Consider the following 26,588-nt stretch of genomic DNA (forward strand, 5'->3'; position numbering starts at 1 on the left):
TAAACCTTAAAGTTTCGGTTTAGCTGAATAAATAGCTGACAGATTGTTTCTCGTGAACGCGGATAATCGCTTCAGCCAGAAGCGGTCCGACAGAAAGCTGCTTAAAGCGGTCGATTTTTTTCTCATCAGGAAGCTTAATGCTGTTCGTTACGACAAGCTCCTTGATTTTAGAGTTATTGATCCGCTCAACGGCAGGGCCTGACAGTACAGGGTGCGTACAGCATGCATACACTTCTGCAGCTCCGTTTTCAACCAGCGCGTTAGCGGCAAGTGTGATTGTGCCGGCCGTATCAATAATATCATCGATCAGAATCGCTGTTTTACCTTCCACGTTACCGACGATATTCATCACTTCTACCTCATTCGGTCTAGGACGGCGTTTGTCGATAATCGCGATCGGCGCTTTCAGACGGTCCGCAAGTTTGCGGGCGCGCGTCACACCGCCGTGGTCAGGAGAAACAATGACGATATCTTTCAAGTCTTTACCTTCAAAGTAATGGCCTAAAATCGGAACACCCATTAAGTGGTCAATCGGAATATCAAAGAAACCTTGAATTTGCGGCGCGTGTAAATCAAGCGCGATCACGCGTGTCGCACCCGCTGTTTCAAGCAGGTTTGCAAAAAGTTTTGCCGTAATCGGTTCACGTGATCTTGCTTTTCTGTCCTGGCGCGCATAACCGTAGTACGGAATGACAATGTTGATTGTTTTCGCGGAAGCGCGCTTTAAAGCGTCAACCATAATCAGCAATTCCATAATGTGCTCATTAACCGGCGCACTTGTAGACTGAATGATATAGCAATCACAGCCGCGAATACTTTCTTCTATGTTGATCTGGACCTCTCCGTCACTGAATCTTGTAACAGAGCACTTTCCTAATTGAACCCCTACATTATCCGCGATTTCTTTTGCAAGTTCTGGATTTGAATTCAAAGAAAAAATCTTTAAATTCTTATCTCCGTATTCGTTAGACATGGTAAACCTCCGATTTTAGGATTATTTTTTATGAATGTTTTTCACATAATCTTCTTTATTTACTTGTCTTGCTCTGGCAATGGCAAGCGCTTCGCCCGGCACATCTTCAGTTACGGTTGAACCCGCAGCGACGTACGCGCCTTCTCCCACTGTAACAGGAGCGACCAGATTGGAGTTGCAGCCTATAAAGGCGCCGTCTTCAATTTTGGTTAAATACTTTTTCTTCCCATCATAATTGACCGTGATGGAGCCGCAGCCCAGATTCACATCCGTGCCCACTTCGGCATCACCGATATAGCTTAAATGAGATGCTTTGCTTCGGTCGCCGAATTGTGTTTTCTTGATTTCAACAAAGTTTCCGATCTTCACTTCATTGCCGATTGCGGAATCGGGTCTGATGTGAGCAAAAGGACCGATATTTACATCATTCCCAACTTTGCTGCGATTGACAACGGATTGTTTAATCACAGTGCGGCTGCCGATTGAGCTGTCCTCTATCTCAGTGTGAGGGCCGATGACACATTCATCGCCGATTTCAGCTTGTCCCTTTAACACAGTTCCGGGATAAATAACTGTATCTTGTCCGATACGTGCGTCAGGTGAGATGTACGTATTCATCGGATCGATTAAAGTGACTCCGTTCTGCATATGCCGTTTGTTAATACGCTCTTTCATATACATTTCAGCCTGAGAAAGAGCGACTCTATCATTCACTCCGAGCGTCTCTTGGAAGTTACCAGTCTGGTAAGCGGCAACAGTTTCGCCTTCGTCTTTGAGGATTTCGATCACATCCGGCAGATAATACTCGCCTTGGGCATTTTCATTCGAAACCTGTTCGATGACACGAAAAAGAGCCTCGTTATCAAAACAGTACGTTCCCGTGTTAATTTCTTTCACAAGACGTTCTTGCTCCGAAGCATCCTTGTGCTCCACGATTTTTTGAACGGCGCCGTCTTCACTGCGGATGATTCTTCCGTATCCGGCGGGATCGTCAGCAACGGCCGTTAACACCGTGGCTTTTGCACCTTTGTCTGTATGTTCATTCAGCATGGCTTCCATCGTCTCCGCCGTCAGAAGCGGTGTATCGCCGCAAATAACGATCGTGACACCCTTTTCCCCGTGAAGAAATGGTTTCGCCTGTTTGACCGCATGAGCCGTACCGAGCTGTTCTGCTTGGAGAGCGTAATCGCTTTTCTGTCCGAGCTGCTTCTTCACATCTTCGGCGCCGTGTCCTACGATGGTGACAAGCTTCGCTAAAGATAATTTCAGAGCTTCGTCTGCGACGTGCTCTACCATAGGCTTTCCGCATACCGGATGAAGGACCTTGTAAAGCTTCGATTTCATTCTCGTTCCTTTTCCGGCAGCTAAAATCACTGCAAACCGCTTATCCATTTAATGGCCTCCAATATCCCTTTTATCCATAGAAAAATATATCCTAAATAGCTGTTGATTTCAAGAAGACATCAAAAAGTGCAAGAATTTTCTATGTAATCGCTTTATTACTGAAAAATCAGATTTAAAAAAGGACTGCCGGAAAAGGCCTTGTGTCAGCCTTTATCAGCAGTCCTTACATTTTGTTATGTTTAAGAAGCCCCGGCTTCTTCATATTCTAATGCTTCAGAGTCACCCAAACGATGATACTCATTTAAAACAGCATCCTGGATCTTGCCCCGCGTGCTGGAATTAATAGGATGAGCAATATCGCGGAATTCTCCATCAGGGGTGCGTTTACTCGGCATCGCAACGAAAAGACCATTGTTTCCATCAATCACACGAATATCATGTACGACAAATTCGTGATCCAGCGTGATGGATGCAATCGCTCTCATGCGACCATCGGTATTCACGCGGCGTAATCTTACGTCAGTAACTTCCACAGTAGTTCACCACCTTTTCCCTATATAAAAGCATTAGTCTAACAATTCCACGATTCTTTTTAAATTCCTGCACGTTTCAAAAAGTTTTTTTGAAAATATAGGATATACATACACAATTAGGTGATAAACCATATTTGGGGATCATATACTGCATAAAAAAAGTGATCCCGGAGACCGGAACCACTTTTCTGAGATTTAAGATTTCACCAGCGCAATGACTTCAATTTCCACGAGAGCGTCTTTCGGCAGTCTCGCCACTTCCACACAAGACCTTGCCGGCTTATGTACATCAAAGTATTGTCCGTACACTTCATTCACTTCCGCAAACTGCTCCATATCAGCAATAAACACCGTTGCTTTTACAACCGTCTCGAGCGAAGCGCCCGCTTCTTTCAGCACAGCTTTTAAATTGCTGAACACCTGATGCGTTTGTTCTGTGATATCACCGTTTACCATTTCTCCTTCAGCAGTAAGAGGAATCTGGCCTGAGCTGTAAAACATGTTGTTTACGATGATTCCCTGTGAATATGGCCCGATCGCTGCCGGCGCGTGTTTTGTATGGATTGCTTTTGTCATTTTTCTGTCTCCCCATTCTTTAAATGCTGTTCTTTAAAAAATCGCAGAAAATTGCCGTTTTGAATCTCAATCGTTTTGTCTTTCATATTGATGGTTGAAAGCGTGAGCAGTGACATGTATTCATCGACAAGCCGTTCATTCACTCCCTCGGCTTCAACCAAGACGCCTATTCCCGCGACGTTTGCATTAAACTCATCAAGCAGGCTGATCATGCCGTTAATGGTGCCGCCGGCTTTCATAAAGTCGTCAATAATCAAAACGTTCGAACCCGTAGCCAAACTTCTTTTCGCAAGCGACATCGTTTGAATGCGGTTAGATGACCCTGATACATAATTGATGCTCACCGTGGAGCCTTCCGTCACTTTATTGTCCTTTCGCACGATGACAACCGGAACGTTCAGATAACTGGCCGCTGCGTAAGCAAGAGGGATTCCTTTTGTCGCAACGGTCATCACCACATCAATCTCCCGCTCCGCAAAAACGGAAGCAAAAAGCCTGCCTACATGAGAGAGGACAGATGGTTTTCCTAAGATATCCGTTAAATATACATAACCGCCCGGAAGGATACGCTCAGGATTTACTAAAGACTGTCCCAGCTCCTGTATAAACGCTTCTGCTTCAGCCTGTTTCACTTTCGGAATGTATTTGACGCCTCCGGCAGCTCCCGGCACTGTAAGCAGCGTCCCAATGCCTTGCTGTTCAAAGGTCTGTTTAATAATCGTTAAATCTTCACTGATTGATGACTTTGCTGATTGATACCGTTCTGAGAAAAACGTTAACGGTATTAATTCATGCGGATGGGTTAACAAATAATTTGTTAAGTCCACCAATCTGCCGCTGCGACGAAACTTCATGAACTTACCCCCAAAATCCGAATAATTTAAAAATAATATAACTTAACATACGGATTTAATCAAGAGCATTCTGTTCGCCGATCATCCGCACCGCGTACACTTGATCACAGAAACCTCTTAACCCGTTATAAATCCGCTGCACCTTCGATTCGTATTGAACCAAACCGAATACAGTCGGTCCGCTTCCGCTCATTAACACCGCATCAGCGCCGAAGCGTTTCATTTGATTTTTAATCATCGCCACCTCGGGATGGAGGCTGAGCGTAACCGACTCCAATACGTTTCCTAATTGTCCGCATACCTTTTGGAAGCTTTTTTCTTCAATCGCGTCAATCATCGCCTGCACATCAGGATGCCGAACCTGCTGTAAGTTCAGCCGGCGGTACACTTCGGCAGTCGATACCCCGATCGTCGGTTTGGCGAGCACGACCCAGCAATGAGGCGGAGCACTAATGTGCCTGATCTTCTCACCGCGTCCGGTTGCCAAGGCAGTGCCTCCGTATACACAGAAGGACACGTCTGAACCGATTTCAGCTCCAAGCTCCGCGAGCTCTTCGACAGAAAGCTTTAAATCCCAAAGCCTGTTCAGCCCTCTGAGCGTGGCTGCCGCATCGCTGCTTCCGCCGGCAAGGCCTGCCGCAACAGGGATCACTTTTGTAATCATAATGGAAACGCCTTTTTTGACTTGAAACCGTTCTTTAAGCAGTTTGGCTGCCTGATAAGCCAGATTCCTTTGATCATCCGGAACAAAGCGATTATGCGACGCCACTCTGATAACGTTTTCGGGCAGTTCTGTCAGTTCAATCCGATCTGCCAAATCAATTGTCGTCATGATCATCTCCACTTCGTGATAACCATCCGGGCGTTTACTCGTCACATCGAGGGACAGATTGATTTTGGCCGGCGCTTTTTCTAAAATACGCATAGCTTTCACCTACTTCTCCATCTAAACATAAGTATGAACATTGTATCACATTTGGAGACCCGGAGGTACTTATCCGAAATTGACGCCGGTTTTGACAGCCGATAGAAAAAACCGGGGAACGGATTGTCCCCCGGGCCACTGCATTATCGGTTATTTTGGTTCTGAGCCGCCATCTGCTGTTCGGCAATCTCAATCGCGCGCTTTACCATATTCCCGGCGTCACGCGCCCGAATGCCTCCCCAGCCCTCGTTTTTCACCGTATCGTAAAAACCAAGGTCCTTCGCCAGCTCATATTTGAACTCATCTGACATAACTCCACGACGTCTGCCCAAACGAAACAACCCCTTTTATAGAATTGATCACCATTCGTGCACGCCACGATAAAACATGTGACACTTATAGCTTCCGTTTAATCGGCTGAAACTTTCGAGGGAATAATTAGAAGAGCTTTAGAAGGCAAAACAAAAAGCAGTAAACAAAAGGTTCACTGCCCATTAAAATGCTACTGAGCTTGCCGCATCGTCATTGAATGTCAATTCAACAGTCTCAGTCAGAATATCAGCATAACTGTATGAAACTCTTTCAAACGAATTCTCGTCTTGATCTAGTTGTATCACAAAAACAGAAGGGTACGTCTCAGCTAAAATGCCCGAACGCTCAATCGTTTTTCGGCGGCCGCCGTTTGCTTTTAACGTAAGCCGTTTACCTAAATTCCCATCAAGCGATCTTTTTATATCGGACAACGTCTTCGCCATTGCATCCACCTCACTACATTTATTGTACAACAAGAGCCCAATTTTGTCAAATAAAATTTAAATTATATCAACGTTAATAAGTCATTGTCAACAAAATTATTTTGACAAAATTCTATTGATTTCTGCGTTATTTTTCACAAGTTCCGGAAATTTATGTATCAATATGTAAAATAATTAACCCGCATAGCGAAATATATGCGGGTTTTATCACTCATCCATTTGATTTATACGGCATACCGACACGCAGCACACCCTTCGTTTCAATTCCTCCCAGCCCTTTCTCTCTCGTCAGCGTATTTCTCAGGACATCCCATACATTGATCCGCTCCATAAACGGGGTGAAGCTGATTTTCGCGACAATATATACCGGGTCAAGCGCATGGATATTGACGCGTGACGGCGAACTTGCAAAATTCGCGCCTGCCCTGATTAAAGACTCGAAATGAGATTGGCACGCCCCCGCGAATATGACCAGCTGATCCAAATGAGGTACTTTACGCCTCGCTCTTTGAACGGTTTCGACAAAGTGTTTGGAATGCCTGTAGGCGCTTAAATCGTTCACGCCTCCCTTATGCTTGGAATATGCATCATGGCCGGTGATGACTAAAATATCCGGCCTGTATTTATCAAGCAGCTCGTCAATTGATGCCGGCATTTTTTTCTCATGGCAATGAATTCCGTATACCGGCACACCGATTTTTTCATAAAAGTTCAGGCACTTTTTCAAATAGGCCTCATCGCTGTCCAGATGCAATACCTTTCCGGGCATATGAAAGTAGTGCTCCTGATGCTGATATTGATTTGTCGCATAATATTCCTGTTTTTCCCGAAGCAGCTTATAATCCTGGCGGAGCAGCTCGAGAGATTCATTCATCCTGCTTTCATCTCTTTTCTTTCTCATGGCCTGTTCGTCTTTTCTGACAGGCTCCAAATCAGAAAAATCAGCATCCGCAATCAATCTGACTTCGTCACCATGCAGGATGGCAATTGAATTCCCATTGCTTGTTTGCTCTATACCGATAATGCGAAATAAAACATCCATTTGATAGGATTTCCTGGCTACCATATCTCCTATTTGAAATTGCACGTTACCCACTCCACAAATAGACTAAGCCTCATCATGAAAGAAGTCTTGGCAAATACACCTCTTTCCGCTGCGGCGCTTGATGTTTCAAGCTTTTCTTGCAGTTGAATGAATAAGGTTCTCCTCTAGCCTATGTAGCGGCAGTCCAAGTGGTGACGCAAAACAAAAAGCCCTCTTAGAAAAGGGCTTTATGCAATCCGTTGGACAGGAGCGCGAATTCTTCTATGGACAGGGATTCACCGCGCCGCTTTCCGTCAATATTCGTTTCTTGAAGAACTTCTTCAATTTGAGCTTTTTTCTCTTTTCCGCCCGGAAGATTGTTCACAAGGTTGTTCAGCAAGGTTTTCCGGCGCTGTGCGAAGCTTGCTTTAATCAGCTGGAAGAAAAACGGTTCATTATCGACGTCAACCGCCGGGCCGTCACGAAGCAAGAGACGGATGACGGCTGAATCGACATTAGGCTGAGGCACAAACACCGTTTTCGGGACGGTCATGACGGTTTTGGCCTCCGTATAGAACTGAACCGCAATGGAAAGCGATCCGTACTCCTTAGAGGAAGGATCAGCGGCCATCCGCTCAGCGACCTCTTTTTGCAGCATCACGACAATCCCTTTTAACGGAAGATGTTCTTCCAAGAGCTTCATGATGATCGGCGTCGTCACATAATATGGGAGATTCGCCGTCACCATAATTTCATCACAATCCTGAAACTGCTCTTCAATGACAGATTTGACGTCTGCTTTCAGCACATCTTGATGAATGATCGTTACATTGTCATACGGAGACAGCGTATCATTGAGAATGGGCAGCAGGCGCTGATCAATTTCAAACGCGACGACCTTTTTCGCCCGTTTGGCAAGCTGCTCTGTCAGCGCGCCGATTCCGGGCCCGATTTCAATGACTCCGGTCCGATCCGTAATTTCCGCATGGTCCACAATTCTGTCCAATATATTTGTATCAATTAAGAAATTCTGTCCCAGACTCTTTTTAAAAGAGAAACCGTACTTTTTCAGAATTTCCTTCGTTCTGATAGGTGTCGCGATATCTTTATTGTTCATCCTGTTCCTCCTGCCTCATAGCATCGAGCGCATCAATAAAATCACTTCTTTTGATTTGAAACATTTGCAGCCGTTTTTGAAGCTGCTTGCCGTTTGTATAGCCGATCTTCAGCAGGTCGCCCAATCGTTCGCGGCGTCTTTTGGCAGCCGGTCCGCCGATCAGACCGGCCTGTATGACATCTTCAGCTGAAATCTCACTCGGCTTTGCCTCCATCTCTTCATGCACATTTTCCAGACATGCTCTGATGCTTTCAATGGATGCGTGCTCAACGCCAATGCCGCGCTTGTTTTTCGGTTTGGCAAGATGTTTGGGCAGAAATGCGTGTTTACAACCGGGTACTGCTTCAGAAATGGTTTTCCGGATCTTTTCCCCCGGAAAATCCGGGTCCGTCAGCACGATGACCCCTCTCGTTTCCTGCGCCAGCCGAATCTGTCTGATGACTTCGTCTCCGATTGCGGAACCGTTTGTCTCGATCGTATCCGCATCAACGGCAAGTTTTATGCGCGCAGTGTCATCGCGTCCCTCGACTACAATAATTTCTTTAATTTTCATTACTTCCTCCAAAAAAACTTTTTATATCCAAAACGAAACCTTTGCTTACATGTCACGTCTAATATACTGAAAATACACTTTACCTATTATAACGAAAAAAACAGAGGGCGCAAAACCCTCTGAGTGAATCGGAATTAATTTAAGATTTTTATTTTGACCTGTTTCTTTCCCCAGCGGTAAGCTGAAGATTTTTCAGGGAAAAAGACATCAATCCGTCTTCCTTTAATGGCTGAGCCTGTATCAGCGGCCACGGCATCCCCGTATCCGTCTACGTGGACTCTTGTGCCGAGCGGGATGACGCTTGGGTCTACCGCAATGACTTTGGCATTCGGATTGCTTGTCAGGTTAACGCCTGTAGCCGTATGGCCGGAACAGCCGCTGCAGCTTGCGGTATAAGCCGTGGAAGACACGGTAATCACTTTACCGGAAGATCCGGTTTCGCCCGAAGATGCCTTCACAGGTGCACTGAGCTGCTCAATCTTGGGACTGTGCCGCTTTGTGCCGACCGCAATGATCTGATCTTTGCTTTTTTCAGATGTTTCTTCTTTAACAAGCTTTCTTGAAACTTCTTTTCCATTTTCTTTGACAACATGAAAATGCTTTTTAAGTTTGCCTTCTTTTCCTTTTTGAACGATCTTTTCTTTCCCGCTGTCGAGAGACGCATCTTCTTTTTCTTTCACTTGATACGCTATTTTTTCCTCAACTACATCGGTGACTTTTTCGATACGAGTGATTTGTATACCGGCCTGATTTTTTGTGAGCTTTTCGTGTAATGCCGGTTTTACTTTATCTTCGTCTTTCATGTCCATCTTATGCTGCGTTAAAAAGTCAGCGACCGTAGTCGAAGTCGTCCATATTTTCTTTTTCTTTCCCGCATCATTTACAGTGACCTGAAAAGCCGGGTCGACCGTGACTTTCATGCCGTTTGTCACTTTCGTATCTGCTGCTGGATCTATTTTATCGTGCTGATTCACAGGTGTATGCTGTTCGTTCAGAAATGCGCCGACTGTTTTTGCCGTTGACCATAAAGTCTTTTCTTCTCCGCCTCTTGTCACACGGATCTGCTTTGCAGCTTCATACACGACATTCATGTTGTCTGCCAATGCTGTCTGCTTAGACGGGGTAATCCGGTCTTCATTTCTCGTCTCTATATGTAAATCTTCCAGAAGTTCCCCAACCGTTTTTGCATGAGTGCGTATTTGCTTTTTCTTGCCGTTGATGGAAACAGAAACTGATTGTTTTGAGAGCTCATGTGACCCGTATGCAGTCCCGGTTCCGCCCAGCAGAATAATAGCTGCAATAAGAATAACCTTGCTTTTACCAAGCTTTACGGAAAACAGTTTTTTCATTTTTTGTGTGATGAAAAACGCCTCCTTCTCCTCGGAGAGATTATATAGAGTATCTAAAATGCTGTCAACCCTCCCATCTCGAAGATGAAAAACCTTCAGCGTATCCCTCATTATGCAAAAACAAAGCAAAAAAAGGAAGAGAGACATATCGACAACCTATCTTATGAGGAGAAGGAAGCTTGTAGAACGGTTTTACATATCCACTGAATCGGACAAGCCTTTACACGTTACGACAGCGCATTCTGTCAGTTCATGCGGAAAAGTCTTTTTGCGTTTTCGGTTGTAATTGAGGCAATTTCTTCATATGTCAGCCCTTTTAATTCAGCGAGCTGTTCAGCAACATATTTTACATAGCTTGGCTCATTTCGTTTACCGCGGAAAGGATGCGGTGTCAGGAAAGGACAGTCCGTTTCAATCAGCAAACGGTCATTCGGAATTTCCTTTGCCACTTCTTTTGGTTTCTTCGCATTTTTGAAGGTAACCGGTCCGCCGAATGAAATATAGAAATTCATATCCATACACTGCCGGGCAACCTCCGCGCTCCCCGTAAAGCAGTGCATAATGCCGCCGACTTCTTCCGCCCCCTCTTCTTTCAAAATCGTGACAACATCTTCCGTTGCATCACGATTATGAATGATGATTGGAAGGTTCACTTCTTTGGCGAGAGCGATTTGTTTCCGGAATACTTCTTTCTGAACGTCTTTTGGTGATTTATCCCAGTGGTAATCAAGGCCCATCTCTCCGATTGCCACGACTTTTTCGTGAGAGGACAGTTCCTTAATCCATGATAAATCTTCCTCTGTCATGTCAATTGCATCTACCGGATGCCAACCGATCGCAGCGTATATAAAGTCATATTCCTCAATCAACTCCATCGCACGCGTGATAGTGGGTTTATCGAATCCGACAACGACGATTCGTTCAACTTTTTCAGCCTTTGCACGCGCAATGACTTCCTCTAAGTCTGTGTCAAATTGCTCGGCATTTAAGTGCGCATGTGTATCAAAAAGCATCATAAAAACTCCTTTCTTGTTGAAAAACAAAAGGTGTTCGACGGAATGTTACACGTGAAACACCTTTTGCATCTATTTATTTAATTCGAGTGCCTTTCGGTAATGACTGGTCGACAGCTACAACTTTGAGAACGCCGTCCGATTCTCCTGCCAGTATCATTCCTTGAGAAAGCTCGCCTCTCAGTTTTACCGGTTTTAAATTCGTTACACAAATGATCTTCATTCCCACAAGCTGATCCGGTGTGTAATGCTTCGCGATACCTGATACAACTTGGCGCTGTTCAAAGCCCAGATCAATTTGCAATTTCAGCAGCCGATCTGCTTTTTTCACCGGCTCTGCGGACAAGACTTCTGCGACGCGAAGTTCTGTATCCATAAATTGATCAAACGTAATTTCAGGAAGATGCTCTGCTTCTTGCGGCTCTTCCGCCTTTTCTTCTTTAGCAGGAGCAGTTCCTTGCATTTTTTGCTTGATGTAAGCTACTTCTTCTTCAGCTTCAAGACGAGGGAAAAGCGGTTCCCCTTTTTTCACTTTCGTGTTCTTCAATTGGCCGAATGTCTGAATGCTGTCCCATGCTTTAAGAGACTGATCCTCAACTCCTAGCTGGGCAAACATTTTTTCAGGCGTTTGTGTCAAGAAAGGCTGGAGCAATACGGCTGAGATACGTAATGATTCAGCTAAATGATACATGACAGAACGTAATTCTTTTTCTTTTTCCTGATCTTTAGCAAGCACCCACGGAGCAGTTTCATCAATATATTTGTTCGTACGGCTGATTAATTGCCATAGCGTTGATAAAGCGACTGAAAACTCCATGTTTTCCATTGCCTTTTCATAAGCTTTAACCGTTTCACCGGCTACAGAAGAAAGCTCTGAATCAAAATCTGTCACATTTCCTTCATATGAACCAATCTCGCCGTCAAAATATTTTTGGATCATTGCGACTGTACGATTCAGAAGGTTTCCTAAGTCGTTCGCCAAGTCATAATTAATCCGTTCTACGAAACCTTCCGGCGTAAAGACACCGTCTGAACCGAACGGTACTTCGCGAAGCAGGTAATAGCGAAGTTCATCCAAGCCGTAGCGTTCAATTAACGTTACCGGATCAACGACATTTCCTTTTGATTTCGACATTTTTCCGTCTTTCATCAATAACCAGCCATGCGCGAATACTTGCTTAGGCAGCGGGAGATCAAGCGCCATCAGCATAATCGGCCAGTAAATGGTATGAAAACGGACAATTTCTTTACCGACAAGATGGACGTCCGCCGGCCAGTACTTTTTGTAAAGCTCATCATTTTCCGTATCGTAACCGAGCGCTGTAATATAGTTGAACAGTGCGTCAATCCATACATACACGACATGCTTCGGATTTCCCGGTACTTTTACGCCCCAGTCGAACGTCGTTCTGGAAACGGCCAAATCTTCAAGCCCCGGTTTAATGAAGTTGTTAATCATTTCATTTTTGCGTGATTCAGGCTGAATGAAAGAAGGATTTTCCTCATAAAACTTCAGCAGGCGGTCTGCGTATTTGCTCATGCGGAAGAAGTATGACTCCTCTTTGATTAATTCGACCGGGTGTCCGCTGTCAGGGCTTTTTCCGCCGACAACCTCACCCTTCTCATTTCGTTCCACATCCACCAGCTGTGTTTCCGTATAGAATGTTTCATCAGGGATGCTGTACCAGCCCTCATACTCATCCAGGTAAATGTCACCATTATCAAGAAGATTTTGAAACACTTTCTCGATAATTTCTTTATGCCGGCTTTCCGTCGTCCGGATGAAATCATCGTGAGAAATGTCGAGCTGCTTCCATAGTTTTTGGATTTCAGCAACTGCACGATCCACATAAGCTTGAGGCGTGATATTCTCTTCCTCCGCTTTCTGCTGGATTTTCTGTCCGTGCTCATCCGTTCCGGTTAAGTAGCGTACGTCAAATCCTTTTAATCTTTTGTAACGCGCCATCGCATCGCCGGCCACGGTAGTATAAGCATGGCCGATATGTAATTTTCCGCTCGGATAATATATCGGGGTTGTAATATAAAAAGTATTATTGTCTTGCGGCATGTTGCAACCTCCCATTCAGAATGTCGAAAAGCTCACGCCCAAAGGACGAGAGCGGTTTTATTTGATATACAATATTGATATTTGTCCTCTATCTATGATACCATCTTAGCCTTTAAGATCAAGGATATATACGTACTGCGCGTAAAAGAGTAAATAAAATTAAAAATTTTTATTGAAATTAAAAAAAGTCTTAACATGTCGAAATTTGTCGTATATAATCTACTAATATAAAACATCTTGGTTCGAAAGTCTTGATTTAAAAGGATTTTCAGTAGGATAATAGGTTCGAAAAAGCAGTCAAAAAGCCTGTTATTTCAGGATTTCCAAGGCTTTACTTACTATAAGAACTAATTCTTACAAACAATAGCAAACAAAAAGATTGACGATTATTGGAAACCTTGTTATGCTAGGAATGTAAGGAATTTTGTCGAATAATGACGAAGAAAAATATAAACTACAAATAATTATCTCTCGGGAGGAGACTGTTAATGAAATCTACTGGTATCGTACGTAAAGTTGATGAACTTGGACGCGTAGTTATCCCTATCGAACTTCGCCGTACACTGGGCATCGCAGAAAAAGACGCTCTTGAAATTTATGTTGATGATGAAAAAATCATCCTTAAAAAATATAAACCAAACATGACTTGCCAAGTAACTGGTGAAGTTTCTGATGATAACCTTAAACTTGCCGGCGGCAAATTGGTACTCAGCAAAGAAGGCGCTGAGCAAATCATCTCTGAAATTCAAAACCAGCTTCAAAACCAAAAATAAGCTATTTCATACAAAAACCGTTCTTGTTACGACACAAGAACGGTTTTTTTTATGATTGAATGTGATAAGCGTCATAAATCTCGCGTTTCGGCACGTCCCGATCTACCGCTGTTTGTTTTATGGCCTGTTTGGAAGAAGATCCTTCATTTATGTAATGCTCCACATGTTCTTTCTCAGAAAGCTCCGTCCACCAAGGCTTTTCCTCTTCATCCGGTTCAGCGGTTTGATTTCCTTCGACAACGAGACAGAACTCACCGCGGATTTGATCTTCATTTGCCCATTCAATCACCTCGGCGATGGTTCCTCTGATGAATTCCTCGTACTTTTTCGTTAATTCTCTCGTGACGGCGATGGTTCGATTACCCAAAACGTCATGCATTGCTGTTAATGTTTCTTTTAATCTGTGCGGCGCTTCATAAAATATCATCGTTTCCTGCCGTTTTTTCAGGATTTCGAGTTCTTTCTTCTTTTCTTTTTTCTGTCTGTTTAAAAATCCGTAGAAGAAAAACGGCTGCGGGGTGATGCCTGATGCGGTCAGCGCGGTTAATGCCGCATTTGCACCCGGAAGCGGAACGACATATCCGCCGATTTGGGTGAAATCTCTCACAATCTCAGCCCCCGGGTCGGAAATTGTCGGCATGCCGGCATCACTGACCAATGCCACATTCTTTCCGCTTTTCAGCCATTCAATGATTTTATGGCCGCTGCTTTCTTTATTATGTTCATGATAGCTGATGAGAGATGTTTCTATGGCATAAACATGGCACAGCTTTTTCGTCTGTCTCGTATCTTCGGCAGCTATGACATCGGCCGATTTCAGCGTCTCTACTGCACGAAAGGTCATGTCCTCCAAATTGCCGATCGGTGTAGGAACAAGGTACAGAGTTCCCATTTCAGATTTTCCGTTAAAACTCATCTGGCGTCTTAACATATACAGCCTCCTTGCTGCGTTGTTTTTCTTCTATATATTGCTCTTTTTTCTTTCGGGTCAGCTGTTTAAAACGGTATTCCGCCTGCATCGCTTCCCGTTTTGTTTCAAATGATTCCGCATGGCATAACGAAACCGGCCTCCGCGCCCTTGTGTACTTCGCGCCCTTTCCCTCATTGTGGGTTTTCAGCCGTTTTTGCAGATCATTTGTATAACCGGCATACAGACTGTTGTCATTGCACAGCAGCACATAAAAGAAATGACTATTTGTCTCCATATAAAATCGTTCGGATCTCTTTCGTATATTCATTTTGTTCATTGTATACGAACAGCGGGGGAAGAATTTTGAGATCAGGGCGGCCGCCTTTAATTCCTTCAACCAAAATGGTATTCGCTTCTTTACCTTGTTTCGGATAAATAAACTGAACCCGTTTCGGTTCTATTCGGTACGCTTTCATTAATTCAAAGATTTCCAAAAGCCTCCCCGGCCGATGAACGAGAGCCGCTTTTCCGCCTTGCTTCAGCAGTTTGCTGCTGACGGAAATCACATCTTCAAGCGTGCAAAGGATTTCGTGCCTTGCGATTCTGAGATGCTCGTTCAGGTTCTGCTCCGCTTCTTTCGGTGTTTTAAAATAAGGCGGATTGCAGGTGACAACATCATATTTATTATGTCCGAGTCTTTCCGGCATATTTTTCAGATCATCATGAATGAGACTGATCTGACCGCCCAGCCCGTTGTATTCCACGCTTCGGAGCGCCATATCATACAAGCGTTCCTGAATTTCAACCCCGGTGATATCGGCTTTTGACCTTGTGCTGAGCAAAAGCGGCACAATGCCGTTCCCCGTACATAAATCAACGATGTTCCCCTTTTGAATCGGAACGTATGCAAACTTAGACAGCAGCACGGCATCTAATGAAAAAGCGAAAACCGTCGGACTCTGTACTATTTTCATATCCTCTGCTAATAAGTAATCCAATCTTTCATCATCACGTAATGAAACCATAATCTTATTCCTTTCGGCACTCTTTGAAAAAGGCTTCCGACATCAGCGGAAGCCTTTTCCTTATTTTTTATTTAAGAAGGACAGACAAAAAAGGCAATCTCCCTTGCGGACGCTCCCATAATGGACGTTGCAAATATGAAAGCCTTCTTGATACAGCCGGGCCAGATTGTCGTACCCTTCTCCTATATCACTCTGCTCTGCCTTCTGTGTTTTTGTTTCTTTCTGATCGGCTTTGAATTTCTCAATTTGCTCTGTCGTGTCATCAAGCCGCTTACGCAAATGCTTATTTTCAAGCTGAAGATGGTGATTCTCTTCAATCATTTCGCCGATATGCTGCTTTAAGTCACCCAGCTGACGGTACAGCGAACCGATTTGTTCCTCCAGGTTTATGACAGTATCAAATAACTCTTTTTTATCCAAGGTTCCACACCTCGTTAATCTGTGGTTTGTGCGGATACGACGCCCTCTTCCAAGAGCTCTTCCCAAGTATATTCTATCACTTTTTCACGATTCTTCAGTTCCACCTGAAGCACCCGTTCCAGAATATTAAGACCGACAACCTTTGCGGGGCCGTTTGCCGTCGTAATCATTTCGCCTAAATCCGGCAGCTGTTCTTTTGCCGTCTCATACTCATCATTTTCGTACTTCAAACAGCACATCAAACGGCCGCACAGACCGGAAATCTTCGTTGGGTTCAACGATAAATTTTGATCCTTCGCCATTTTGATGGACACCGGTTCAAAATCACCGAGGAACGTGGAGCAGCAAAGCATTCTCCCGCATGGTCCGATACCGCCGAGCATTTTCGCCTCGTCCCTCACCCCGATTTGGCGCAATTCGATTCTCGTTTTAAAGATAGAAGCCAAGTCTTTGACCAATTCCCTGAAATCAACCCGTCCGTCTGCTGTAAAGTAAAAAATGACTTTATTGCGGTCAAATGTAAACTCAACATCAACCAGCTTCATATCTAAGCCGTGGTCAGCCACTTTTTTCTGACAGACTTCAAAAGCGGACAGGGCCTCCTGTTTGTTTTCTTCTACAATGAGAAGATCGCGTTCATCAGCAACGCGTATGACCTTTCGAAGCGGAAGCACAACATCATGCTCGTCCACTTGTTTATTTGCGATGACAACCTGCCCGTATTCGACACCTCTTACGGTTTCAACAATGACGCAGCTGTCTTGTTCTATATCAAATCCGTTCGGATCAAAATAATAAATTTTTCCCGCTTTTTTAAAGCGGACGCCTATTACGTTGTACAAGCTTATCCCTCCTGCAACGTTAACACCAAGTGCTCCATTAATCCCTGCACATTCACATTGGAATGAAGCCGTTTTTTTGCTTCTAAAACAGCGAGAATTTGGTTCGTAACGCTTTGTTGTGTAAATTGCAGCGCATGCTGTTTTATTGATTGGAATAAGTCTTGATAAATCAGTTTATCTTCATTTCCAATTTGGATGGATAATACATCACGGTATATCAATAAGAGCATATCAAGACCCATTTCTTGATGGGTTTTTTCTTTGAAAAAGGGCACCCACTGATCCTGAATGAAGAAAAAGGCATGTCCTTTCCGCTGATGTAAGACTTCATACAATTTTATCACTTTCGCTCTGGACTCTGCAAACTCATCATTTCGACTTAATTCGACTGCTTCCGCAATATTATTTGTCATATTTGCTAAGAGCCGGGCCATGTGAGGGCTCACTTCCTGTTCAATCAGCCTTTCTTCTATGGCTTTCGGCTGAAGCGGCTGGAACGGAAGAACCTGACATCTCGAAACGATGGTATCCAGTATTCGATGGAGCTGCTCAGTAATAAGAATTGCGATGGTGTCTTGACTCGGCTCCTCTAAAAATTTCAGCAGACTGTTTGCCGCATTTGTCGTCATTTGATCCGCATGGGATATAATGTACAGCTTTTTATGCGATTCCAGTCCTGTTTTAGAAAACTCTTCCTGAAGCGATTGGATCTGAGCCTTTTTAATGGATAATCCGTCGGGCTGAACCACATGCAGGTCGGGATGGTTTCCGGATTCGATACGCTTACAGTTCCGGCATTCCCCGCAAGGCTCAGTCCCGTCTTCAAGGCAAAAAAAGCTTTTTGCGAGAAGCAGTGCGGCATCCAATTTGCCCGTACCTTTTTTGCCTTCAAACAGATATGCGTGAGAAAGCCTTTTCTTTTCAATGCTGTTATGCAAAAGCCTCATCACTCTGGGCTGCTGCCCGGTCATTTCCTTCCATGATATTGCCATTGTATCACTCTCTATGTGTAAAGGTTAATCAATAAACCTTTTATTTCTCCGATTCGATCCAGCAAATCAATTGCCGGTTTTTCCTGATCTAACATTTCTTCCGTCAGCTGAAGCAGTTTTTCATCTATTTCTTTCACAAGCCCCAGAGTCCGGCTGCTGCCGTACAGGTCAAAGCTTTTCTCCGTCTCATGCGATAATCCGCTGTCTACGGCCTCTTTTACAAAACGTTTTACCAATCCTTTGAATTTCGCTAAGTCTTTGAAGTTTCTCGACTTCGTCAGCCTTTTCCCGAACGTTTCTATATCCGTTAAGAACCTGCTCAGCTGATCAAATTTCAGCTTGCTGCTTTGGCTGTCCATTGAACTTTTAAACGTTCCGGACAGCTCTGCCGCTTTATAAGCAGGCTGCTGCTTTTTCTCAATAAATGTACGTAAGTCAGAATTTATTTTCACGTCGTCAAATCCTTAAAATTGATGAAATTCATCGACCGGGAGGACAAAGACCGTCGCTCCGCCGACTTCCACTTCGACGGGATATGGAACGTAGGAATCCGCATTCCCGCCCATCGGGGATACCGGGGCAATCATCTGATCACGTTTACAGCCATTCTCTTTAATGAGGCTGAGCGCTTTATCGACACGGATATCTTCCACCCCGATCATAAACGTCGTATTGCCTGATTTAAGGAATCCGCCTGTTGTCGCAAGCTTCGTCACCCTGAAGTTGTGGTCGGTTAATACTTTCAAAAGCCTGTTGCTGTCCTGATCCTGCACCACTGCCACTATTAGTTTCATTCTCTAGGCCCCCTTTAGGTTGGAAAGAACATTGTCGTTACATTCATTATAGCAACTTATGAGAAACAGGTCACAACTGAATTTTTTTCAATGCTTCATTTATCACTTGAAGTGCGTCCTGAATGACGAGTTCCTTCTTTTTCGATGCGTCGATTGTATGGAATCTTTCCGGAAAACGCTGCATGACCTTTTGGTATCCTTCCCGTACTTTCGTGTGAAAGTGCAGGGCCTCAAGATCGAGACGATTCTTTTCTCTTGAATCATTCGACGTAATCCGTTTCAACCCTTCTTCCGGCTCAATAGAAAAATAGATGGTGACATCAGGCATCGTATCGCCGATTGCAAACTGGTTAATAGAAAGGACTTCATCAATGCCGAGCCCTCTCGCATAGCCTTGATAAGCCAGCGAACTGTCGATGAAACGATCGCACAGCACAATGCGGCCTTCTTTCAATGCAGGCTGCACCTTTTCGGCTAAATGCTGTCTTCTCGCCGCAGCATAAAGCAGCGCCTCCGTTTTTGCATCCATCAGTGTATTGTTTTTATTTAAGATCACTTCTCTGATCTGTTCCGCAATATCGATGCCGCCCGGTTCTCTTGTCGCTGTCACCGGGAGCCCCTCTGCCGACAGAATCTCTTTCATTTCCTGAAGCACAGTCGTTTTCCCTGCACCTTCAGGACCTTCAAATGTTATAAATAAACCGCTCATGATTTCTCCTCTTCTATATAGACAAGTAATTGTTCCCCGTTTAATAAGCCTTGAATATGCGCGTCCATGCCGATTAAACGGGAAAGCTTTTGTACGATCTCTTCTGTTATCCGTTCTCCGTCCATGATCAGCGGAATTCCCGGCGGATAAGGAATAATGTTCCCCGCATGCAAGCGCCCGGCCGCCTTATTTATATCTGCAGGCTCTTTTGTAAACTTCCGCATCTCATTTTGCGGGTATTCAAGTGTCGATATGGACGGAAATGTCCAATTCACGGCATCCGGCAATTTATCGGGCGGTGTATTCTCCAGTTTCTGCTGTATGTTTCTTACGGTTGCCTGTTCTATCATCCGCCGGCCGCCTATCGGCAGGACGAGCAATACTTGGTACTCGTCAGCCAGCTCGACAACAATGTCTTCACTCTCCAAAATGCGTTGTAATGAATAGCCGGAATGTCCGAGCTTTGACCGAAGTATTAATTTTAACGGGTCCGCCCGCAGCCCATATCCGGAAGGCTCGATTATTTCAATAGAAGAAATTGATGCGAACCTTCGTTTGATTTTCTCAATGTGCTCCATATGGACGGGAAGTTTCCCTTTTTCAGCAATGTCCTGCACATAAGCGCGCGCCGTATCTAAAGATGCCATAATCGGGTATGACGGGCTACTGCTTTGCAAACTGCTTACATAATAAGTTAATCGATCTCTGTCAATTCGGGTGCTGTTTAAATGAAAGTAAGATCCCATCGTCATAGCCGGAAGCGTTTTGTGAGCCGATTGAACAACGGCGTCCGCCCCCATAGCCAATGATGAGGGCGGGAAAGGCTGCCCTAACACAAAGTGAGCTCCATGAGCCTCATCCACCAGTACAGGAACGCCGTATGAATGGGCTTTTTTAACTGCCGCAGTCAAATCGGCGGCATGCCCGTAGTAAGTCGGATTGGTCAGAACAAGTCCTTTCGCGTTCGGATATGACGCCAGCGCTTTTTCGATGACTGAAAGGGATACATGTGCCGGCACATGCATGTTTTCATCGATTTCCGGCGACAAATAAACCGGCTTGGCTCCGGCCAATGCCGCCGCATGGAAAACAGACTTGTGACAATTACGCTGGATCAGAATGGGTTCTCCCGGTTCACAAACAGCTAAAATCATCGCCAGATTGCCGGCGGTCGTTCCATTGACGAGAAAGAAACTTTCCTGAGAGCCGTAAAATCTGCTCACCAAATCCTGCGCTTCCTTAATGACCCCCGTCGGGTGATGCAAGTCATCAAGACCCGTGATCTCAGTCATATCAATAGATAAAAGAGATTGATATACAGATTTGGCTTCATCAAAAAAGACATCTCCATTGTGATGTCCCGGAACATGAAAAGAGTACGTATTTCGGTGCGCATGCTTCATCAGCGCTGTATATAAAGGTGTGTCCATTTTTAAACAAATCCTTTGCCTGTCTTTCTTATTATATCGTGCCTGCGAGCCAACTTAAAGCTAAGACTTTTTGCCATCTAGCCGTTATCCCGGCCGGTCCCCATATCAAGCAGCTTCTTTTTTAAATCGCCTTCCATGATAACAAGCTCCTCCTCGGCACGCCTGCGTTTCATCCTGCCTTCTTCTTGAATAGACATGATTTCTTCAAGTGTGCTGACTAAGCTTTCCTGCACTTTTTTGAGGGTCTCTGCCTCAACAAGTCCGCGCTCATTGGCTTTGGCGGTCTCGACTGTGCTTGTTTTCAGAAGTTCGGCGTTTTTCAGCAGCAATTGATTTGTCGTATCCGCCGCCTTCTGCTGCACATCTGCCGCACTCCGCTGCCTCATAAGCGTCAGCGCGATAGCGACTTGATTCTTCCATAAAGGAATAGCCGTAACAATGGAGGACTGAATTTTCTCTGCCAGTGCCTGATTCGTGTTTTGAATCAGGCGGATTTGCGGCGCACTCTGAAGCGTAATCTGCCTGCTCAGCAGCAGATCATGCACCCTCTTATCCAGACGGTCGGCAAACTGGCGAAGATCATTCACTTCCTGCGCGGCCATTTGATTGTGTTCTTGTAATTCGGCTTTTCTTGCCGCTTCGGGTATCAGCTTTGTTTTCAGCTCATCTAATTTTAATTCCCCCGCTGCTATATACATAGTTAAATCAGAAAAGTATTGTTTATTTTGGGCGTACAGCTGATCTAACAATTTATTGTCACTCAACAGCACATTTTTAGAATGTTCCAGCCTTCTGCTGATACGGTCAATCTGCACACTTGTCTTTTGATATTTCGAAAGCACTTCCTGCACAGAACCGGATACCCTTTTAAACAGCCGGGCGAAAAACCCTTTGTTCTTCATCTGCAGATCATTGGGGTTTACCTGGTCAAGCTTCAGCATCAAATCAGCCAGTATCTGTCCCATCTCTCCTGCATCTTTTCTTTGCACGTGCTCTATCATCGTGTGGGAAAATTCCAGAAGATTCGCCTGCGCCTGTGAACCAAACAGAACAATGCTTTGCATGTTCCCAGGATCCAGTTTTTCAGCGACCTGAAGTGCCGCTTCTCTTTTTTCTTCCGGCAGCGTATCTGCAAGCTTTAGATGAGTCTGGTCATTTTGGGCGCCCATGCTGTCGTCGGAACGGTCTTTGGCCATTTCCTTCTTCCTTTCTTATTTTCTCAGTGAATGCTTTGCCATATCTAATTCAAAGTGCAGGTCGTCGATGTCCTCCTTCATCAGTTCATGAAGATCCTCTTCCAGCCTTCTGGAAAGCTCTGCTAGAGTCATCCTCGTCTCACTCAAGGACATTGATAAATCTTTATTTTTTCGCGGCTGTGAGGAGAGCAGAGCATACTTTTCCGTCAGTTCCACAACAGAATCAAGCGTTTGATAATAGAAACGCTCTGCCTGATAAAAACGCTTCGGCTCCTGCTTTGTGAGCAGATATATTCGTCGGGTTATCCGCAGTATCTCTGCATTCTGCTTCAGCATTTGTATACTTTTAGAGCGAAAAAGCGCCCTGCGTAATCGAATGATTTTGCCCTTTGCTTCCTCAAGATTTTCCTTGATATAAGCATATTCTTTTCTTGTCAGCCGGTGTTTTTTTAAAAAGAGACGCTTCGCATTCCACAGACCGGCCGCACTGACTGCGGCTCCGCTGGCTGCCCCGTATAAAAGCGAATACAGAAAAGGCTGATGCCCTATCGTAAAGAAGGTTATCCCCGCTAATACAAAAACTGTGCTGCCGCAAAGCGTCCATTTCATATATTGAATAAACGGTTTCATACTTGATCGACTCCTATTTATTCACTTTTATCAGTATTATCTATTACATTCCATGTCTAAACAAGTTTCTCTTCTTATCGTATCAGTTCTTTTATAAAAAGTGTAAAAACTCCTCTGATTTCAGGCAAAAAAAAGACCCTTTTCAGGGTTAAGAATATAACGTCGGTGTATGAAGGCTTTTCAGTTTACGAACGAAAAATTCATAATTCGGATCAGAGGTCGGAGTGGAAACTACTTTCTTCTCACACTCTAAACATATAAATTTCGTATAAATATGGATTCCCCTGCTTTTTTTGGTTTCACACACAATACATGTTTCTTCATGGCTGGACGTTTCATTCATTTTGCCCACCTCCGTATGAATAGCCTTCCCTTAAGCTGTTGATTGTATACACAATTTGGACCTTTTTGAAGTTTGCAATTAGTATATGGGCGTTTCCGTATTTCGGTGTTTGTTTTGTTTTTATTCAAAAACAAAAAAGGCAACTCATGATGAGCTGCCTTTACCGTAATGATAGCTTGGCGGCGTCCTACTCTCACAGGGGGAAACCCCCGACTACCATCGGCGCTGAAGAGCTTAACTTCCGTGTTCGGCATGGGAACGGGTGTGACCTCTTCGCTATCGCCACCAAACCATTGAGAGTGTTCTCTCAAAACTAGATAACAGTAAGCATACATTCAAATTGGTTAAGTCCTCGATCGATTAGTATCTGTCAGCTCCATGTGTCGCCACACTTCCACCTCAGACCTATCAACCTGATCATCTTTCAGGGATCTTACTTCCTTGCGGAATGGGAAATCTCATCTTGAGGGGGGCTTCATGCTTAGATGCTTTCAGCACTTATCCCGTCCGCACATAGCTACCCAGCGATGCCCTTGGCAGAACAACTGGTACACCAGCGGTGCGTCCATCCCGGTCCTCTCGTACTAAGGACAGCTCCTCTCAAATTTCCTGCGCCCGCGACGGATAGGGACCGAACTGTCTCACGACGTTCTGAACCCAGCTCGCGTACCGCTTTAATGGGCGAACAGCCCAACCCTTGGGACCGACTACAGCCCCAGGATGCGATGAGCCGACATCGAGGTGCCAAACCTCCCCGTCGATGTGGACTCTTGGGGGAGATAAGCCTGTTATCCCCGGGGTAGCTTTTATCCGTTGAGCGATGGCCCTTCCATGCGGAACCACCGGATCACTAAGCCCGACTTTCGTCCCTGCTCGACTTGTAGGTCTCGCAGTCAAGCTCCCTTGTGCCTTTACACTCTGCGAATGATTTCCAACCATTCTGAGGGAACCTTTGGGCGCCTCCGTTACCTTTTAGGAGGCGACCGCCCCAGTCAAACTGCCCACCTGACACTGTCTCCCCGCCCGATAAGGGCGGCGGGTTAGAAGGTCAATACAGCCAGGGTAGTATCCCACCGATGCCTCCACCGAAGCTGGCGCTCCGGTTTCCAAGGCTCCTACCTATCCTGTACAAGCTGTACCAACATTCAATATCAGGCTGCAGTAAAGCTCCACGGGGTCTTTCCGTCCTGTCGCGGGTAACCTGCATCTTCACAGGTACTATAATTTCACCGAGTCTCTCGTTGAGACAGTGCCCAGATCGTTGCGCCTTTCGTGCGGGTCGGAACTTACCCGACAAGGAATTTCGCTACCTTAGGACCGTTATAGTTACGGCCGCCGTTTACTGGGGCTTCAATTCGCACCTTCGCTTACGCTAAGCGCTCCTCTTAACCTTCCAGCACCGGGCAGGCGTCAGCCCCTATACTTCGCCTTACGGCTTCGCAGAGACCTGTGTTTTTGCTAAACAGTCGCCTGGGCCTATTCACTGCGGCTCTCTCGGGCTTGCACCCTAACAGAGCACCCCTTCTCCCGAAGTTACGGGGTCATTTTGCCGAGTTCCTTAACGAGAGTTCTCTCGATCACCTTAGGATTCTCTCCTCGCCTACCTGTGTCGGTTTGCGGTACGGGCACCTCTCACCTCGCTAGAGGCTTTTCTTGGCAGTGTGGAATCAGGAACTTCGCTACTATAATTCGCTCGCCATCACAGCTCAGCCTTCACGGGAAACGGATTTGCCTATTTCCCAGCCTAACTGCTTGGACGCGGATATCCAATACCGCGCTTACCCTATCCTCCTGCGTCCCCCCATTGCTCAAATGGTGAGGAGGTGGTACAGGAATATCAACCTGTTATCCATCGCCTACGCCTTTCGGCCTCGGCTTAGGTCCCGACTAACCCTGAGCGGACGAGCCTTCCTCAGGAAACCTTAGGCATTCGGTGGAGGGGATTCTCACCCCTCTTTCGCTACTCATACCGGCATTCTCACTTCTAAGCGCTCCACAAGTCCTTCCGGTCTTGCTTCACAGCCCTTAGAACGCTCTCCTACCACTGTTCGAAGAACAGTCCGCAGCTTCGGTGATACGTTTAGCCCCGGTACATTTTCGGCGCAGAGTCACTCGACCAGTGAGCTATTACGCACTCTTTAAATGGTGGCTGCTTCTAAGCCAACATCCTGGTTGTCTAAGCAACTCCACATCCTTTTCCACTTAACGTATACTTTGGGACCTTAGCTGGCGGTCTGGGCTGTTTCCCTTTCGACTACGGATCTTATCACTCGCAGTCTGACTCCCAAGGATAAGTCATCGGCATTCGGAGTTTGACTGAATTCGGTAACCCGGTAGGGGCCCCTAGTCCAATCAGTGCTCTACCTCCGAGACTCTTACCTTGAGGCTAGCCCTAAAGCTATTTCGGAGAGAACCAGCTATCTCCAGGTTCGATTGGCATTTCACCCCTACCCACACCTCATCCCCGCACTTTTCAACGTGCGTGGGTTCGGGCCTCCATTCAGTGTTACCTGAACTTCACCCTGGACATGGGTAGATCACCTGGTTTCGGGTCTACGACCACGTACTCAATTCGCCCTATTCAGACTCGCTTTCGCTGCGGCTCCGCATCTTCTGCTTAACCTTGCACGGGATCGTAACTCGCCGGTTCATTCTACAAAAGGCACGCCATCACCCGTTAACGGGCTCTGACTACTTGTAGGCACACGGTTTCAGGATCTCTTTCACTCCCCTTCCGGGGTGCTTTTCACCTTTCCCTCACGGTACTGGTTCACTATCGGTCACTAGGGAGTATTTAGCCTTGGGAGATGGTCCTCCCGGATTCCGACGGAATTTCACGTGTTCCGCCGTACTCAGGATCCACTCAGGAGAGAACGAAGTTTTGACTACAGGGCTGTTACCTCCTATGGCGGGCCTTTCCAGACCTCTTCATCTACCTCGTTCCTTTGTAACTCCGTACAGAGTGTCCTACAACCCCAAGAGGCAAGCCTCTTGGTTTGGGCTGGTCCCGTTTCGCTCGCCGCTACTCAGGGAATCGCATTTGCTTTCTCTTCCTCCGGGTACTTAGATGTTTCAGTTCCCCGGGTCTGCCTTCTCATATCCTATGTATTCAGATATGGATACCACTCCATTACGAGTGGTGGGTTTCCCCATTCGGAAATCTCCGGATCAAAGCTTGCTTACAGCTCCCCGAAGCATATCGGTGTTCGTCCCGTCCTTCATCGGCTCCTAGTGCCAAGGCATCCACCGTGCGCCCTTTCTAACTTAACCGTTAAAAAGAATCACTACGTGATATCTTGCATTACTAATTGAATGTGAATTACTTCTGTTATCTAGTTTTCAAAGAACACGTTGGTGGAGCCTAGCGGGATCGAACCGCTGACCTCCTGCGTGCAAAGCAGGCGCTCTCCCAGCTGAGCTAAGGCCCCGTATTGGGTAAA

General features: G+C 45.5%; 28 protein-coding genes, 1 tRNA gene and 2 rRNA genes. 1 reads left to right on the forward strand and 30 read right to left on the reverse strand.

The annotated features are described in order from the left end of the window. Nucleotides 1-19: 19 nt before the first annotated feature. From OVA33_RS04190 to metG, 14 genes are all read right to left on the reverse strand, one after another. A complete protein-coding gene (locus OVA33_RS04190; protein WP_004264656.1) occupies nt 20-973 on the reverse strand; it encodes a ribose-phosphate diphosphokinase in 954 nt (317 codons plus the stop codon). A 21-nt stretch (nt 974-994) separates the two neighbouring features. Next, on the reverse strand, nt 995-2,365 hold the full coding sequence (glmU, locus tag OVA33_RS04195) for a bifunctional UDP-N-acetylglucosamine diphosphorylase/glucosamine-1-phosphate N-acetyltransferase GlmU (protein WP_004264658.1): 1,371 nt from the start codon (nt 2,363-2,365) through the stop codon (nt 995-997). 191 nt (nt 2,366-2,556) lie between these two features. Then, nucleotides 2,557-2,850 carry a septation regulator SpoVG gene (gene spoVG / locus OVA33_RS04200; RefSeq protein ID WP_004264660.1) on the reverse strand — a complete coding sequence of 98 codons (294 nt, stop codon included), beginning with the start codon at nt 2,848-2,850 and terminating at the stop codon, nt 2,557-2,559. Nucleotides 2,851-3,045: 195 nt separating this feature from the next. Then, nucleotides 3,046-3,426: a 2-iminobutanoate/2-iminopropanoate deaminase gene (gene ridA, locus OVA33_RS04205; RefSeq protein ID WP_004264663.1), complete on the reverse strand. Its 381-nt coding sequence runs from the start codon at nt 3,424-3,426 to the stop codon at nt 3,046-3,048. Beyond that, nucleotides 3,423-4,280 carry a pur operon repressor gene (gene purR / locus OVA33_RS04210; RefSeq protein WP_004264666.1) on the reverse strand — a complete coding sequence of 286 codons (858 nt, stop codon included), beginning with the start codon at nt 4,278-4,280 and terminating at the stop codon, nt 3,423-3,425. Before purR ends, ridA begins: the two co-directional genes overlap by 4 nt. 55 nt (nt 4,281-4,335) lie before the next feature. Further along, complete coding sequence (gene ispE, locus OVA33_RS04215; RefSeq protein ID WP_007409927.1) at nt 4,336-5,205, reverse strand: 4-(cytidine 5'-diphospho)-2-C-methyl-D-erythritol kinase; 870 nt, start codon at nt 5,203-5,205, stop codon at nt 4,336-4,338. Between the two features lie 143 nt (nt 5,206-5,348). Continuing rightward, nucleotides 5,349-5,537, reverse strand: coding sequence for a small, acid-soluble spore protein, alpha/beta type (locus tag OVA33_RS04220; RefSeq protein ID WP_011996172.1), 189 nt, complete (start codon nt 5,535-5,537; stop codon nt 5,349-5,351). Between the two features lie 162 nt (nt 5,538-5,699). Next, nucleotides 5,700-5,960, reverse strand: coding sequence for a biofilm formation stimulator Veg (veg, locus tag OVA33_RS04225; protein ID WP_003218330.1), 261 nt, complete (start codon nt 5,958-5,960; stop codon nt 5,700-5,702). 211 nt (nt 5,961-6,171) lie between these two features. After that, nucleotides 6,172-7,047, reverse strand: coding sequence for a sporulation peptidase YabG (gene yabG, locus OVA33_RS04230; protein WP_063637079.1), 876 nt, complete (start codon nt 7,045-7,047; stop codon nt 6,172-6,174). Between the two features lie 172 nt (nt 7,048-7,219). After that, nucleotides 7,220-8,101, reverse strand: a complete 882-nt coding sequence (gene rsmA / locus OVA33_RS04235; protein WP_004264694.1) for a 16S rRNA (adenine(1518)-N(6)/adenine(1519)-N(6))-dimethyltransferase RsmA — start codon at nt 8,099-8,101, stop codon at nt 7,220-7,222. Continuing rightward, nucleotides 8,091-8,654: a ribonuclease M5 gene (rnmV, locus tag OVA33_RS04240; protein ID WP_004264696.1), complete on the reverse strand. Its 564-nt coding sequence runs from the start codon at nt 8,652-8,654 to the stop codon at nt 8,091-8,093. The genes rsmA and rnmV overlap by 11 nt, the downstream gene beginning before the upstream one ends. A 134-nt stretch (nt 8,655-8,788) precedes the next feature. Continuing rightward, a complete protein-coding gene (locus tag OVA33_RS04245; RefSeq protein WP_104843579.1) occupies nt 8,789-10,114 on the reverse strand; it encodes a resuscitation-promoting factor in 1,326 nt (441 codons plus the stop codon). A 134-nt stretch (nt 10,115-10,248) separates the two neighbouring features. Continuing rightward, nucleotides 10,249-11,016, reverse strand: a complete 768-nt coding sequence (locus OVA33_RS04250) for a TatD family hydrolase (protein ID WP_017419495.1) — start codon at nt 11,014-11,016, stop codon at nt 10,249-10,251. Nucleotides 11,017-11,092: 76 nt separating this feature from the next. Further along, nucleotides 11,093-13,084 carry a methionine--tRNA ligase gene (metG, locus tag OVA33_RS04255; RefSeq protein ID WP_017419496.1) on the reverse strand — a complete coding sequence of 664 codons (1,992 nt, stop codon included), beginning with the start codon at nt 13,082-13,084 and terminating at the stop codon, nt 11,093-11,095. A 482-nt stretch (nt 13,085-13,566) separates the two neighbouring features. Here metG and abrB point away from each other — a divergent pair, with 482 nt between their 5' ends. Beyond that, nucleotides 13,567-13,857 carry a transition state genes transcriptional regulator AbrB gene (gene abrB, locus OVA33_RS04260; protein WP_169510469.1) on the forward strand — a complete coding sequence of 97 codons (291 nt, stop codon included), beginning with the start codon at nt 13,567-13,569 and terminating at the stop codon, nt 13,855-13,857. Nucleotides 13,858-13,906: 49 nt separating this feature from the next. Here abrB and rsmI read toward each other — a convergent pair whose 3' ends face one another. The 16 genes from rsmI to OVA33_RS04340 all read right to left on the reverse strand — a co-directional run bounded on the left by rsmI (nt 13,907) and on the right by OVA33_RS04340 (nt 26,576). Beyond that, a complete protein-coding gene (rsmI, locus tag OVA33_RS04265) occupies nt 13,907-14,788 on the reverse strand; it encodes a 16S rRNA (cytidine(1402)-2'-O)-methyltransferase (RefSeq protein WP_017419497.1) in 882 nt (293 codons plus the stop codon). Further along, the gene (locus tag OVA33_RS04270; protein WP_063637080.1) at nt 14,763-15,062 is read right to left on the reverse strand and encodes a GIY-YIG nuclease family protein; all 300 of its coding nucleotides are present in this window, start codon (nt 15,060-15,062) and stop codon (nt 14,763-14,765) included. Before OVA33_RS04270 ends, rsmI begins: the two co-directional genes overlap by 26 nt. Next, a complete protein-coding gene (locus OVA33_RS04275) occupies nt 15,049-15,792 on the reverse strand; it encodes a tRNA1(Val) (adenine(37)-N6)-methyltransferase (protein WP_004264717.1) in 744 nt (247 codons plus the stop codon). The genes OVA33_RS04270 and OVA33_RS04275 overlap by 14 nt, the downstream gene beginning before the upstream one ends. A gap of 60 nt (nt 15,793-15,852) precedes the next feature. Then, entirely contained in the window at nt 15,853-16,212 is a 360-nt protein-coding gene (yabA, locus tag OVA33_RS04280) for a replication initiation-control protein YabA (RefSeq protein ID WP_004264720.1), read from the reverse strand. 14 nt (nt 16,213-16,226) lie between these two features. Further along, nucleotides 16,227-17,054 carry a competence/sporulation regulator complex protein RicT gene (gene ricT / locus OVA33_RS04285; protein WP_004264723.1) on the reverse strand — a complete coding sequence of 276 codons (828 nt, stop codon included), beginning with the start codon at nt 17,052-17,054 and terminating at the stop codon, nt 16,227-16,229. A 2-nt stretch (nt 17,055-17,056) separates the two neighbouring features. Next, a complete protein-coding gene (gene holB / locus OVA33_RS04290; RefSeq protein WP_007409919.1) occupies nt 17,057-18,046 on the reverse strand; it encodes a DNA polymerase III subunit delta' in 990 nt (329 codons plus the stop codon). Between the two features lie 11 nt (nt 18,047-18,057). Beyond that, nucleotides 18,058-18,498, reverse strand: a complete 441-nt coding sequence (locus tag OVA33_RS04295) for a YaaR family protein (protein WP_004264730.1) — start codon at nt 18,496-18,498, stop codon at nt 18,058-18,060. A gap of 12 nt (nt 18,499-18,510) precedes the next feature. Further along, nucleotides 18,511-18,840: a cyclic di-AMP receptor DarA gene (gene darA / locus OVA33_RS04300; protein WP_004264734.1), complete on the reverse strand. Its 330-nt coding sequence runs from the start codon at nt 18,838-18,840 to the stop codon at nt 18,511-18,513. Between the two features lie 70 nt (nt 18,841-18,910). Next, a complete protein-coding gene (tmk, locus tag OVA33_RS04305; protein WP_007615155.1) occupies nt 18,911-19,549 on the reverse strand; it encodes a dTMP kinase in 639 nt (212 codons plus the stop codon). After that, complete coding sequence (locus OVA33_RS04310) at nt 19,546-20,979, reverse strand: aminotransferase class I/II-fold pyridoxal phosphate-dependent enzyme (RefSeq protein ID WP_063637081.1); 1,434 nt, start codon at nt 20,977-20,979, stop codon at nt 19,546-19,548. The genes tmk and OVA33_RS04310 overlap by 4 nt, the downstream gene beginning before the upstream one ends. A gap of 77 nt (nt 20,980-21,056) precedes the next feature. Further along, nucleotides 21,057-22,175: a toxic anion resistance protein gene (locus tag OVA33_RS04315; protein ID WP_063637082.1), complete on the reverse strand. Its 1,119-nt coding sequence runs from the start codon at nt 22,173-22,175 to the stop codon at nt 21,057-21,059. A gap of 15 nt (nt 22,176-22,190) precedes the next feature. Beyond that, nucleotides 22,191-22,805: a 5-bromo-4-chloroindolyl phosphate hydrolysis family protein gene (locus OVA33_RS04320; protein WP_014416714.1), complete on the reverse strand. Its 615-nt coding sequence runs from the start codon at nt 22,803-22,805 to the stop codon at nt 22,191-22,193. A gap of 148 nt (nt 22,806-22,953) precedes the next feature. After that, nucleotides 22,954-23,148, reverse strand: coding sequence for a sigma factor G inhibitor Gin (locus OVA33_RS04325; RefSeq protein WP_007409914.1), 195 nt, complete (start codon nt 23,146-23,148; stop codon nt 22,954-22,956). 174 nt (nt 23,149-23,322) lie between these two features. Further along, nucleotides 23,323-23,438, reverse strand: a 5S ribosomal RNA gene (gene rrf / locus OVA33_RS04330). Nucleotides 23,439-23,488: 50 nt separating this feature from the next. Beyond that, nucleotides 23,489-26,418, reverse strand: a 23S ribosomal RNA gene (locus OVA33_RS04335). An 82-nt stretch (nt 26,419-26,500) separates the two neighbouring features. After that, nucleotides 26,501-26,576: transfer RNA gene (locus OVA33_RS04340), tRNA-Ala, on the reverse strand. Between the last annotated feature and the right edge of the window lie 12 nt (nt 26,577-26,588).

The organism is Bacillus sp. KICET-1 (genome assembly GCF_027721405.1).
GTDB classification, from domain to species: domain Bacteria; phylum Bacillota; class Bacilli; order Bacillales; family Bacillaceae; genus Bacillus; species Bacillus velezensis.

Coding starts and splice junctions, on each gene's coding strand:
- OVA33_RS04190 (WP_004264656.1), bottom strand. CDS start 973: ATGTCTAACGAATACGGAGATAAGAATTTAAAGATTTTTTCTTTGAAT.
- glmU (WP_004264658.1), bottom strand. CDS start 2,365: ATGGATAAGCGGTTTGCAGTGATTTTAGCTGCCGGAAAAGGAACGAGA.
- ridA (WP_004264663.1), bottom strand. CDS start 3,426: ATGACAAAAGCAATCCATACAAAACACGCGCCGGCAGCGATCGGGCCA.
- purR (WP_004264666.1), bottom strand. CDS start 4,280: ATGAAGTTTCGTCGCAGCGGCAGATTGGTGGACTTAACAAATTATTTG.
- ispE (WP_007409927.1), bottom strand. CDS start 5,205: ATGCGTATTTTAGAAAAAGCGCCGGCCAAAATCAATCTGTCCCTCGAT.
- veg (WP_003218330.1), bottom strand. CDS start 5,960: ATGGCGAAGACGTTGTCCGATATAAAAAGATCGCTTGATGGGAATTTA.
- rsmA (WP_004264694.1), bottom strand. CDS start 8,101: ATGAACAATAAAGATATCGCGACACCTATCAGAACGAAGGAAATTCTG.
- rnmV (WP_004264696.1), bottom strand. CDS start 8,654: ATGAAAATTAAAGAAATTATTGTAGTCGAGGGACGCGATGACACTGCG.
- OVA33_RS04245 (WP_104843579.1), bottom strand. CDS start 10,114: ATGAGGGATACGCTGAAGGTTTTTCATCTTCGAGATGGGAGGGTTGAC.
- OVA33_RS04250 (WP_017419495.1), bottom strand. CDS start 11,016: ATGCTTTTTGATACACATGCGCACTTAAATGCCGAGCAATTTGACACA.
- metG (WP_017419496.1), bottom strand. CDS start 13,084: ATGCCGCAAGACAATAATACTTTTTATATTACAACCCCGATATATTAT.
- rsmI (WP_017419497.1), bottom strand. CDS start 14,788: ATGTTAAGACGCCAGATGAGTTTTAACGGAAAATCTGAAATGGGAACT.
- OVA33_RS04270 (WP_063637080.1), bottom strand. CDS start 15,062: ATGGAGACAAATAGTCATTTCTTTTATGTGCTGCTGTGCAATGACAAC.
- OVA33_RS04275 (WP_004264717.1), bottom strand. CDS start 15,792: ATGGTTTCATTACGTGATGATGAAAGATTGGATTACTTATTAGCAGAG.
- holB (WP_007409919.1), bottom strand. CDS start 18,046: ATGGCAATATCATGGAAGGAAATGACCGGGCAGCAGCCCAGAGTGATG.
- darA (WP_004264734.1), bottom strand. CDS start 18,840: ATGAAACTAATAGTGGCAGTGGTGCAGGATCAGGACAGCAACAGGCTT.
- tmk (WP_007615155.1), bottom strand. CDS start 19,549: ATGAGCGGTTTATTTATAACATTTGAAGGTCCTGAAGGTGCAGGGAAA.
- OVA33_RS04310 (WP_063637081.1), bottom strand. CDS start 20,979: ATGGACACACCTTTATATACAGCGCTGATGAAGCATGCGCACCGAAAT.
- OVA33_RS04315 (WP_063637082.1), bottom strand. CDS start 22,175: ATGGCCAAAGACCGTTCCGACGACAGCATGGGCGCCCAAAATGACCAG.
- OVA33_RS04320 (WP_014416714.1), bottom strand. CDS start 22,805: ATGAAACCGTTTATTCAATATATGAAATGGACGCTTTGCGGCAGCACA.
- OVA33_RS04325 (WP_007409914.1), bottom strand. CDS start 23,148: ATGAATGAAACGTCCAGCCATGAAGAAACATGTATTGTGTGTGAAACC.